We start from the raw sequence: 11,054 nt of genomic DNA, 5'->3' as shown, positions 1-11,054 counted from the left end.
TCGCCGGCGGCACCGTTGGCCTCGGCGAGCGCGACGATGCCGTCGAGTTCGCGGGCGAAGCCGATCTGCTGGCCGAGGGTGGAGACGCCGCGCTCGAAGGTGAGCAGCGCCATCGCGACCTTCCAGCCGTCGCCGGGCGCGCCGACGACGAGGTCCGCGTCGGTGACGGCGTCGTCGAAGAACACCTCGTTGAATTCGGAGGTGCCGGTGAGCTGCTGGATGGGCCGGACGGTGACGCCGGGCTGGTCGAGCGGCACGAGCAGGAAGCTCAGGCCCTGGTGCCGGGTCGAGCCGGGCTCGGTGCGGCACACGACGAACGCCCACTGCGCGACGTGCGCGAGGGACGTCCACACCTTCTGCCCGTTGATCACCCACTTGTCGCCGTCGAGCCGCGCGGTGGTCGAGACGTTGGCGAGGTCGGACCCGGCGCCGGGTTCCGAGTAGCCCTGGGCCCACAGTTCGGTCACGTTCCGGATCCCGGGCAGGAAGCGCCGCTTCTGCTCGTCGGTGCCGAACGCGATGAGGGTCGGGCCGAGGAGTTCCTCGCCGAGGTGATTGACACGCGCGGGCGCGTTCGCCTTGGCGTATTCCTGGTGGAAGATCACCTGCTGTTCGAGGGTGGCGCCGCGGCCGCCGTACTCCGTCGGCCATCCGATGCACGTCCACCCGGCGGCAGCCAGGTGCCGATCCCAGGCGAGCCGTTGTTCGAAGAACTCGTGCTCGCTTCCGGGCCCGCCCTTACCTCTGAGCTCGGCGAATTCGCCGGTCAGGTTTTCTTCGAGCCACTGGCGGACGGTGGCCGCAAACTCTGCGTTCTCGAGACTCTCGCTCTGATCCACGTCTGTACGATAACCTACCAAGCAATTGCTAGGTAGGGAGCTCAGTGACTGCACATCCGAGAACCACGCCGGCCGCCCTGGACCGCGCCGCCGGCACCTACGCCGACCGGCTCGCCATCGCCGACGGCGATACCCGTCTGACCTTTGCACAGCTGCGCGACCGGGTCCGGGACTTCGCCGCCGCACTCGTCGCGAGCGGCGTCGAACCGGGCGACCGCGTCGTCCTGTGGTCGCCGAACACGTATCACTGGGTCGTCGCCGCCCTCGGTGCGCACTGGGCCGGTGCGGTCGTCGTCCCCGTCAACACGCGCTACACCGGTGCGGAGGCCGCCGACATCGTCGACCGCGTGCACGCCACGGCGCTCGTCGTCGTCGGGGAGTTCCTCGGCGCCGACCGCTACGCCCAGTTGCGCGAGGCCGCACCCGACCTGCACGTGCCGCACGTCGTGCGGGTCCCGGTCGGCGGCAACGACGTTCCCGTCGAGGGTGTACGGGACTGGGACGACTTCCTGTCCCTCGCGACCGATGCGAGCCGCGCCGAAGCCGATTCCCGGGCCGCCGCGGTCGACGCCGACGACGTCTGCGACATCCTGTTCACCTCCGGCACCACCGGCCGCAGCAAGGGCGTGCTCAGCGCGCATCGCCAGACGATCGGGGTCGCGCAGGCGTGGGCCGACTGCGCCGAACTGTCCGCCGAGGACAACTACCTGATCATCAACCCGTTCTTCCACAGCTTCGGCTACAAGGCCGGCATCGTCGCCGCGCTGCTGTCCGGGACCACGGTCGTGCCGATGGCCGTGTTCGACGTCGAGAAGGTCATGGCGATGGTGTCCGCCGAGCAGATCAGCGTGCTACCCGGCGCACCGACCATCTACCAGAGCATCCTCGACCATCCCCGCCGCGGCGACTACGACCTGTCGAACCTGCGCATCGCGGTCACCGGCGCGGCCCCGGTGCCGGTCGCGCTGGTCGAGCGCATGCAGAACGAGCTGGCCTTCGACGCGGTGCTCACCGCCTACGGCCAGACCGAGGCGGTCGTGGTCAGCATGTGCCGCACCGACGACGACCCGGTCACCGTGTCCACGTCCTCGGGCCGCGCCACCGCCGACTTCGAGATCCGCATCGGCGAAAAGGGCGAGATCCTGCTGCGCGGACCCAACGTGATGCTCGGCTATCTCGACGACCCCGAGGCCACCGCGGCGGCCGTCGACGCCGACGGCTGGCTGCACACCGGAGACGTCGGAACCCTCGACGAGCGCGGCTATCTCGACATCACCGACCGGCTCAAGGACATGTACATCAGCGGCGGTTTCAACGTCTATCCCGCCGAGGTCGAGGCGGCACTGCTGCGACTGCCCGGTGTGCACGAGGTCGCCGTGATCGGCGTTCCCGACGGCCGCATGGGCGAGGTCGGCCGCGCCTTCGTCGTGCCGTTGGCCGACGCCGAGCTGACGGAGGATGCGGTGATCGCGTTCTGCAAGGAACGGCTCGCCGGTTTCAAGGTCCCCCGATCGGTGCGGTTCGTCGAGTCCCTGCCCCGAAACCCGTCCGGCAAAGTTCTGAAAAACGTTCTGCGTGAGGAGAAATCATGACCGTCCCGTTCGAGCCCGACGTCGTCACCTATGAAGTACGGGACGGGGTTGCGATCGTCACGCTCAACCGCCCGGACTACCGCAACGCCCAGAACTCGGTGATGACCTACGCCCTCGACGCCGCCTTCGAGCGCGCCGTCGAGGACGACGAGGTGAAGGTGATCGTGCTGGCCGGCAACGGCAAGCACTTCTCCGCCGGCCACGACCTCGGCACCCCGGGACGCGACCACCACGTGCACTACGACAACAAGGCCGTCATGTGGTGGGACCACATCGACAAGCCGGGCGGCGACCAGCGCTACGCCCGCGAGATGGAGGTCTACCTCGGGATGTGCCGCCGCTGGCGGGAGATCCCCAAGCCGACCATCGCGGCGGTGCAGGGCGCGTGCATCGCCGGTGGCCTCATGCTCGCATGGGTGTGCGACCTGATCGTCGCGTCCGAGGACGCGTTCTTCTCCGATCCGGTTGTGCGCATGGGCATCCCGGGTGTCGAGTACTTCGCGCACCCGTGGGTGCTGGGCACGCGCTTCGCCAAGGAGATCCTCTACACCGGTGACCGCTTCACCGCGCAGCGCGCGTACGAGGTCGGCATGGTCAACCGCGTCGTGCCGCGCGAACAGCTCGAGGACGAAACCCTCGCCCTCGCAGCGCGGATCGCGGAGATGCCGCGCTTCGGCCTGGCCCTGACCAAGCGAGCCGTCAACCAGTGCGAGGACCTCATGGGCATGCGCAACGGCATGGACTCGGTGTTCGGCCTGCACCACTTCGCGCACGCCCACAACGCCGAGGTCGGGACCGATTCCCTGGGTGGCATGAACGCGAAGTCGATGGCGGCCAGCGCCCGGCCCGTTCAGGAAGGCAAGTGATGGATCTCGAGTTCGACGACGCCACAGTCGCATTCCGCGACGAGGTGCGGGCGTTCCTCGCCGAGAACGTGCCGTCCACCCCGCTGAAGTCCATGGACACGAAGGAGGGCTTCGAGGAGCACCGGCAGTGGGAACGCACCCTCGCCGACGCCCGCCTGTCCGTCGTGTCCTGGCCCGCCGAACTCGGCGGCCGTGACGCGACGCTGCAGCAGTGGGTGATCTTCGAGGAGGAGTACTACCGCGCCGGCGCGCCCGGGCGGGTCAGTCAGAACGGCATCTTCCTGCTCGCCCCCACCCTGTTCGAGCACGCCAACGCCGAGCAGCTCGCGCGCATCATGCCGCGGATGGCCCGCGCCGACGACATCTGGGCGCAGGCCTGGTCCGAACCCGAATCGGGCAGCGACCTGGCGTCGCTGCGCTCCACCGCGACCCGCACCGACGGCGGCTGGCTGCTCAACGGCCAGAAGACGTGGAGTTCGCGGGCGAGCTTCGCGGACTGGGGCTTCGGCCTGTTCCGCTCCGATCCGGAGGCCCAGCGGCACAAGGGCATCACGTACTTCATGTTCGACCTGCGCTCCCCCGGTGTCACCGTCCGTCCGATCGATCAGCTCGACGGCGAGCCGGGATTCGCGGAGATCTTCCTCGAGGACGTGTTCGTGCCCGACGACCCCGCCAACCCGGGTGAGTCCGGTGTCATCGGCGGCGTCAACGAGGGCTGGCGCGTCGCCATGAGCACCGCGTCGAACGAACGCGGCCTGTCGCTGCGCTCCCCCGGCCGCTTCCTCGCGACCGCCGACCGGCTGCTGCAGCTCTACCGCACCTCCCCGCTGCACGGTGACGCCGCGCTGCGGAACCGGGTGGCGGACGCGTGGATCGGTGCGCGGGCATACGAACTGTCGACCTGGGGCACCGTGACCCGGCTCGAGGCCGGCGGTCAGCTCGGCGCCGAATCGTCGATCAACAAGGTGTTCTGGTCGGAGTGGGACATCGCCGCCCACGAGACCGCACTCGAACTGCAGGGCCCGGAGGCCGAGCTCGTCGACTCCTGGACCGACGGCTACCTCTTCTCGCTGTCCGGCCCGATCTACGCGGGTACCAACGAGATCCAGAAGAACGTCATCGCCGAGCGGCTGCTCGGCCTACCGAAGGGCGACCGATGAGATTCGCACTCGACGAGTCCCACGAGGATTTCGCGGCGAGCATCGACGCGCTGCTCACCAAGTCGGACATGCCGGCGGTGATCCGCGCCTGGAACACCGGCGACACCGAACCCGGCCTGAAGGTGTGGCAGCGGCTCGCCGAGACCGGCGTCAACGGCCTGCTCGTCGCCGAGGAACACGACGGCCTCGGCGCCGACGCCGTCGATCTGATCGTCGCCGTCGAACAACTCGGCCGTCACGCGGTGCCCGGCCCCGTCGTCGAAACCGTCGCGGTCGCACCGAAACTGCTCGCCTCGGTCGCGCCCGACCGGCTTGCCGCGCTGGCGTCCGGTTCTCTCGCGACCGTCGCGGCGGCTCCGCACGTGCCGTACGCGGTCGACGCGGACACCGCCGATCTGATTCTGCTCGTGCAGGATTCGACCGTGTCCACCGGCGTCGCCGGCGACGCACACGGATCGGTCGATCCGGCCCGGCGGCTCTTCACGGTGACCGCGGCCGACACCCTCGGCACCGCGGACTTCACCGACGCGTTCGATCTCGGCGCGCTCGCGACCGCGGCGCAACTGCTCGGGCTGGGCCGCACCCTGCTCGAGACCAGCACCGAATACGCGCAGCAGCGCAAGCAGTTCGGTCGCGTCATCGGCTCGTTCCAGGCGATCAAGCACCACCTCGCCGAGGTCGCCGTCGCCCTGGAGATGGCCCGCCCGCTGCTGCTCGGTGCGGCGCTCGCGGTGCGGGACGGACTGCCGACTGCCTCGCGGGACGTCTCGGCCGCGAAGGTCGCGTGCGGTGACGCCGCGTACCGGGCCGCCCGCACGGCGTTGCAGGTGCACGGCGCGATCGGCTACACGCAGGAACACGACCTGTCCCTCTGGCTGACGAAGGCCCGCGCGCTGGTCACCGCGTGGGGCACGCCGGATGTGCACCGGGCGCGGGTCGTCGCAGCTCTGGAGGCGTCGTGACGTTCGAAACCGAGGATCGCGCCGCCCTGCGGCAGTCGGTGCGCGACCTGCTGGCCAAGCACTCCGACTCCGCCGCCGTACGCAAGGCCATCGCGTCGCCGGACGGCTTCGACACGACCCTGTGGTCTCGGCTCGTCGAACAGATCGGGGTCGCGGCGCTGGCGATTCCCGAGGAGTTCGACGGAGTGGGCGCCTCGCTCGCCGAAACCCACGTCGTGCTCGAGGAACTCGGCCGCACCCTGACGCCGTCGCCGATGTTCGGTTCCGCGGTGCTCGCCGCGCAGGTACTGCTGCTCTCCGGTGACACCGAGGCGTGCGCACGGCTGCTGCCGCACATCGCGGCCGGCGAGGTCGTGGCGGTGTGCTGGGCCTCCGAATCCGGTTGGACCACAGAGGGTGTCACGGCATCGGGCGATTCGCTGACCGGCACCGCGCACTACGTGCTCGGCGGGGATGTCGCGACGACTCTGCTCGTGCTCGCCAGTGACGGTGACGCAGTCGTGCTGTTCGAAGTGGATCCGGACGCCGACGGTGTCGAGCGGCGCCGGGTGCCGACGATGGATCCGACGCGGTCCCTGTCGCAGGTGTCGTTCACCGCGGTGGCCGGGCGACGCCTGTCGTCACCGGCCGACCTGGTCGAACGGCTGACGACGGTCGCGCTCGTCGCGCTGTCCGCCGAGCAGGTCGGGGCCGCGCAGGCCGTGCTGGATCTCACCGTCGAATACGCGAAGAACCGCAAGCAGTTCGGTCGCGTCATCGGTTCGTTCCAGGCACTCAAGCACCGGATGGCCGATATGTACGCGCTCGTCGAGACCGCCCGGTCGATGTCGTACGCGGCGGCACTGTCGCAGGATCCGCAGGACGCCTACGCCGCGAAGATCTACTGCTCCGAGGCATTCGAGCAGGTCGCGGCCGAGGCGATCCAGTTGCACGGCGGCATCGCCATCACGTGGGAACACGACGCGCAGCTGTATTTCAAGCGCGCCCACGGCACCGCGCAGCTGTTCGGCCGGCCGCACGAATATCTGGGTGCGGTCGCCCACTGACGGCGCTACCCTGCCCGGGTGCCCCTGCTCGACGCCACCGCACCGCCACCGAGCCGCCCTTGCCGCATCCTCGTCGCCGGTACCTCCGGGTCCGGGAAGACGACGCTGGCGGGGCGGCTCGGGGCGGCGCTCGGCATCCCGCACGTGGAGCTGGACGGGTTGCACCACGGACCGAACTGGACCCCGCGGGCGTCGTTCGCCGACGACGTGGACCGGTTCAGCGCGCAACCCGCGTGGGTGACGGAGTGGCAGTACCGCGCGGTGCGTCCGCTGCTGGCCGAACGCGCCGATCTGATGGTGTGGCTGGACCTGCCCCGCGCGACGGTGATGCGCCAGGTGGCCGCGCGCACCCTGCGGCGTCGGTGGCGCCGGGAAGTGTTGTGGAACGGCAACATCGAACCACCCCTGCACACGGTGTTCACCGACCCGGCGCACATCGTGCGGTGGGCGTGGTCGACGCATCCCCTGACGGCGCAGCGGGTCGCCGAGGCCGTCGCGCGGCGACCCGAATTTCCCGTGATCCGGCTGACCGCCCGGCGCGAGGTGGACGCCTGGGTCCGGCAGCTTCGTCCTGTCGAGTAGTCGGGGCGCCGCCGATCCAGGGCGTGTCCTAGTCGGGCCGTTCGGCGATCCGTTTGATGGCTTCCATGCGGCGATCCCACTGCCGCCCGATGGCATCGAGCTCATCGGCGAGCTTGCCGAGCGGGGTGCCGACCGCCCGGTAGCGGATCTCTCGCCCCACCCGGACCGACTCCACGAGTCCGGCGTCGGCCAGCACGGACAGGTGCTTGGCGATGGCCTGCCTGCTGACCGGAAGCCGGTCTGCCAGCGCACTCGCGGACAGGTCCTCGGCGCCGACCTCGGTGAGGATGTTCCAGCGGGTCTCGTCGGCGAGTACCGCCAGCACCGCCGGAACATCCTTGGACGTATCGCTCACCGTGCTTCCACGTACTCCACGAGGTCGCCCAGTTCGGCCTGCCAGCCCTCGACGTTGCCGTCGTGAGCCGATCGCGGTTCGGCGAGCTCCTCGAAACCCGTCTCCACCAGTGTCAAGCGGGTACCTCCGTCGATCTCGGCGAGGTCGAAGCGCACCAGCGTGGAGTTTCCCTGCACGGGGTCGGCGTTCGATTCACGCGCCCACCGGTAGATCAGGGTCTTCGGTTCGTCCACGTGCTCGACCAGCACACGGAACGGTCCTTTGTCGTGATTCGTCCAGCCGAAACTTCCTGCACCTCCGGGTCTCGGATCGAATTCTGCTGTGTCACCGAACCATTGGGCGATCAGCTCCGGTTCGGTCAGGGCGGCCCACACCTTGGTGATCGGGGCCTCGATATCGATACTGCGGGTGATGTCGAGAGATGCCATGACTTCCTCCGTGGTAGATGATTTGCAACTCCAGAGTTGCACATACTCGAGCTCACTGCAACCCCCGAGTTGCATTTCTTCTTCCGGACCGCGAAGCCGCACTCCGCTGGTTAGCCTGGGACGATGAGCACTCCCGAGATCACGCTGAATTCCGGAACGACCATCCCGCAGCTCGGCCTGGGAGTCTGGCAGGCCACGGACGAGCAGACCGAGCACATCGCGCGGTTCGCGATCGACGAGGCAGGCTACCGACACATCGACACCGCCGCCGCGTACGGCAACGAGGCGGGCGTCGGGCGCGGTATCGCGTCGTCGTCGGTCCCGCGCGAGGACCTGTTCGTCACCACCAAGCTGTGGAACTCGGACCAGGGCTTCGAACCTGCCCTGGCGGCGTTCGACGCGAGCCTGGAGCGGCTCGGTCTCGACTACGTCGACCTGTATCTCGTGCACTGGCCGTTGCAGGACGATCAGCGCCTGCTGCGCACATGGGATGCGATGGAGCAGATCGCGGCATCGGGGAAGGCCAAGGCGGTCGGCGTCTGCAACTTCGAGCCGCGGCACCTGAAGCTGCTCGCCGAGCGCGGCGGCCTGCTTCCCGCCGTCGACCAGATCGAACTGCACCCCCACCTGCCGCAGACGGAGATCCGCGCGACCGCCGCCGAACTCGGTATCGCCGTCGAATCCTGGAGTCCGCTCGGCGGCACCAGCGGGTCCGGCTGGGGTCCGGCGTCCAAGCCGAACACGCTGCTCACGGACCCGATGATCACGCGCATCGCCGACCGGCACAGCAAGACACCGGCGCAGGTCCTGATCCGGTGGCACCTGCAGAACGGACTGATCGTCATTCCGAAGTCGGTGCACGAGCAGCGGATCGCCCAGAACATCGACGTGTTCGATTTCGAGCTGTCCGAACTGGACCTGAGCGAGATCGCGACCCTCGACGACGGCACCCGGGTCGGGATGCACCCGAACGAGATGAACCTGGGAGCGCCGTAAGGTCTTGCGTTCGCCGCACCCGGCCCCAATAGTGGAACGTGTTCTCATTCTGGATCCGAGCGTTCCACGATTCTCCGGGAAGGCATTCATGAGCGACACCACCGGCACGCACCTCGTCCTCGGCAGGAAGGTCGCGATGCCCGTGCAGGTCCGGACCGCGACCGCCTTCATGGCGATGTTCTCGGTACCCACGGCACCCGCGCAGGCACTGATCGCCGACAGCGGACTCGAGATTCTGCAGTACCGGCCCGGACACGGCCTCTGCACCCTCGTGTTCGTCGACTACGTCGACGGAGATCTCGGCCCCTACAACGAATTCGGCGTGTGCTTCCTCGTCCGCGACCACAACCGGCGCGGCGGCACGGTGCTGCAGGACCTCCGCGAACTCGGGTCCGGCGGTGCCGGTGCGCTCATCCACCGACTGCCCGTCGACGGCGACTTCACGCTCGCCGCCGGTCGCGGCATCTGGGGATTCCCGAAGATCCTCGCCGACTTCGACGCCGACCATCGCAGCGCCACCAAACGCGCGTCGGTGTCCGCGGACGACCGGCTCATCGCGGAACTGACCGTCGCTCGGGGCATTCCGGTTCCGGGCGCGGGTGCGACGGCGTCCGTCGCGGCGTACTCGTCCCTGGAGGCGGTGACGCGCCGCACGAGTTGGGACATGAACCCGTCCGGGATGCGGACGCGGATCGGGGGTGCCACGCTGCGGCTGGGCACGCACCCGATCGCCGACGAGTTGCGGTCGCTGGGTCTCCCCAAACGGGCGCTGGTGTCGTCGTCGATCGGGAATCTGGCGATGACGTTCGGGGACGCCGTAGAAGTGCCGGTGCGTTAGCGCTGCCTTTTCCGAGCGAATGTATCGTTCGTCTCCTTCGATCGATCGAACGTACCGTTCGCTCGAGCCACGAGGCACGGTCCGGTCCCGTGAGCGGACGCACTGCTGCGCATCCTGGCGTCCCCATCTCCGGCGTTCGTTCGGCAGAGTGGACTCCTGCAGCAACCCGCCCGAAAGGACCACGCATGATCCCCGCCGTCGCCGGCTTCGTCTCGCTTACCGGAAGCATCGGTGTCAAAGACAACCGTCCCGACTTCGCACTTCTCGGCGTGAACACCCCCGACGTCGCCTCCGCCGCCGTGTTCACGCAGTCCCGCTTCGCCGGCCCGAGTGTGCGTCTCGACCGCGAGGTCGATCTGTCGGCGCTCCGCGGAGTCGTCGTCGTGTCGGGCAACGCGAATGTCGCAACCGGAGAGCAGGGACTCGCGGATGCCCGGACACTCCGGGCCTGGGCGGCAGACCGCCTCGGATGCCCGGCCGAACAGGTTCTCGTCGCCTCGACCGGCGTCATCGGGGTGTTGTATCCGATGGAACGCATGCTCGCGGGAATGGACGCCCTGCCCGCGCCCGGACCCGCCGATCTCGGCGCGGTCGCCGAGGCGATCATGACGACGGATACGCGATCCAAATGTGCGTTCCGGAAGGTCGGGAACGCCACGGTGGTCGGGGTGGCCAAGGGTGTCGGCATGATGGAACCGAACATGGCGACGATGCTGTCGTTCGTCGCGACCGACGCGCAGATCGCCCCGGACGCCCTCGACCGCATCTTCCGTTCGGTCGTCGACCGCACCTACAACGCGGTCAGCGTCGACTCCGACACCTCCACATCGGACACCGCTGCCGTGTTCGCTTCCGGGGCGGCCGGGCCCGTCGACCCGACCGAGTTCGAAGCGGCCCTGCTCGAGGTGTGCACCGAGCTCGTGCGGATGATCGCCTCGGACGGTGAGGGCGCCAGCAAACTCATCGAGGTCCGGGTCACGGGTGCCCGCAACGATGCGCAGGCCAAGCTCGTCGCCAAGGCGGTCGTGAATTCCCCGCTCGTCAAGACGGCCGTGCACGGCGCCGACCCGAACTGGGGCCGAGTGGCGATGGCCGTGGGGAAGTGCGAATCCGAAACCGACATCCTCGAGGAGAACGTGCGGATCGCATTCGGAGGGCTCGAAACCTATCCGGTCCCGGCATCACCCGAACGACTCGCCGCTCTCCAGGAGTACCTCGGGGGTGACGAGGTGGTCATCGAGGTGGACCTGGGCATCGCGGCGGGCGAGTTCACCGCCTACGGCTGCGATCTGACGGAAGGCTACATCCGCATCAACGCGGACTACACGACGTAGCCGCCCCCGGGCGAGCCCCCTCCCGTTTCCGAGCGAGCGGTACATTCGTCTCCGAT

At 68.8% G+C, this 11,054-nt stretch carries 12 protein-coding genes; 9 read left to right on the top strand and 3 right to left on the bottom strand.

Annotated elements, in window-relative coordinates; genetic code table 11:
- The coding region (locus ACN675_RS17410) for an acyl-CoA dehydrogenase family protein (protein WP_420752029.1) at positions 1–839 on the bottom strand (839 nt) is incomplete at its 3' end.
- 44 nt (positions 840–883) lie between these two features.
- Here ACN675_RS17410 and ACN675_RS17405 point away from each other — a divergent pair.
- From ACN675_RS17405 to ACN675_RS17380, 6 genes are read left to right on the top strand one after another with little or no spacing between them, the layout of a single operon-like run.
- Entirely contained in the window at positions 884–2,431 is a 1,548-nt protein-coding gene (locus tag ACN675_RS17405; protein ID WP_420752028.1) for a FadD3 family acyl-CoA ligase, read from the top strand.
- On the top strand, positions 2,428–3,297 hold the full coding sequence (locus tag ACN675_RS17400) for an enoyl-CoA hydratase (RefSeq protein ID WP_420752027.1): 870 nt from the start codon (positions 2,428–2,430) through the stop codon (positions 3,295–3,297). The genes ACN675_RS17405 and ACN675_RS17400 overlap by 4 nt, the downstream gene beginning before the upstream one ends.
- Entirely contained in the window at positions 3,297–4,457 is a 1,161-nt protein-coding gene (locus ACN675_RS17395; RefSeq protein ID WP_420752026.1) for an acyl-CoA dehydrogenase family protein, read from the top strand. Before ACN675_RS17400 ends, ACN675_RS17395 begins: the two co-directional genes overlap by 1 nt.
- Positions 4,454–5,419, top strand: coding sequence for an acyl-CoA dehydrogenase family protein (locus tag ACN675_RS17390; protein WP_420752025.1), 966 nt, complete (start codon positions 4,454–4,456; stop codon positions 5,417–5,419). Before ACN675_RS17395 ends, ACN675_RS17390 begins: the two co-directional genes overlap by 4 nt.
- Entirely contained in the window at positions 5,416–6,465 is a 1,050-nt protein-coding gene (locus ACN675_RS17385) for an acyl-CoA dehydrogenase family protein (protein ID WP_420752024.1), read from the top strand. Before ACN675_RS17390 ends, ACN675_RS17385 begins: the two co-directional genes overlap by 4 nt.
- Positions 6,466–6,483: 18 nt before the next feature.
- Entirely contained in the window at positions 6,484–7,047 is a 564-nt protein-coding gene (locus tag ACN675_RS17380; protein WP_420752023.1) for an AAA family ATPase, read from the top strand.
- 28 nt (positions 7,048–7,075) lie between these two features.
- On the opposite strand, the gene ACN675_RS17375 is transcribed toward ACN675_RS17380, so the two are convergent.
- Positions 7,076–7,402, bottom strand: coding sequence for an ArsR/SmtB family transcription factor (locus tag ACN675_RS17375; RefSeq protein ID WP_420752022.1), 327 nt, complete (start codon positions 7,400–7,402; stop codon positions 7,076–7,078).
- Entirely contained in the window at positions 7,399–7,830 is a 432-nt protein-coding gene (locus ACN675_RS17370) for an SRPBCC family protein (RefSeq protein ID WP_420752021.1), read from the bottom strand. Before ACN675_RS17370 ends, ACN675_RS17375 begins: the two co-directional genes overlap by 4 nt.
- 123 nt (positions 7,831–7,953) lie before the next feature.
- Between ACN675_RS17370 and ACN675_RS17365 the strand changes: the two genes are divergently transcribed.
- The 3 genes from ACN675_RS17365 (at position 7,954) to argJ (ending at position 10,998) form a co-directional block, all read left to right on the top strand.
- Positions 7,954–8,826, top strand: a complete 873-nt coding sequence (locus ACN675_RS17365) for an aldo/keto reductase (protein WP_420752020.1) — start codon at positions 7,954–7,956, stop codon at positions 8,824–8,826.
- Positions 8,827–8,914: 88 nt separating this feature from the next.
- Entirely contained in the window at positions 8,915–9,664 is a 750-nt protein-coding gene (locus tag ACN675_RS17360; protein ID WP_420752019.1) for an acetoacetate decarboxylase family protein, read from the top strand.
- A gap of 185 nt (positions 9,665–9,849) precedes the next feature.
- Positions 9,850–10,998: a bifunctional glutamate N-acetyltransferase/amino-acid acetyltransferase ArgJ gene (gene argJ / locus ACN675_RS17355; protein ID WP_420752018.1), complete on the top strand. Its 1,149-nt coding sequence runs from the start codon at positions 9,850–9,852 to the stop codon at positions 10,996–10,998.
- Positions 10,999–11,054: the final 56 nt, after the last annotated feature.

The sequence above is a fragment of the Rhodococcus sp. O3 genome, assembly GCF_048897285.1.
Classification (GTDB): domain Bacteria; phylum Actinomycetota; class Actinomycetes; order Mycobacteriales; family Mycobacteriaceae; genus Rhodococcus.
This window is presented reverse-complemented; position numbering and strand designations above follow the sequence as displayed.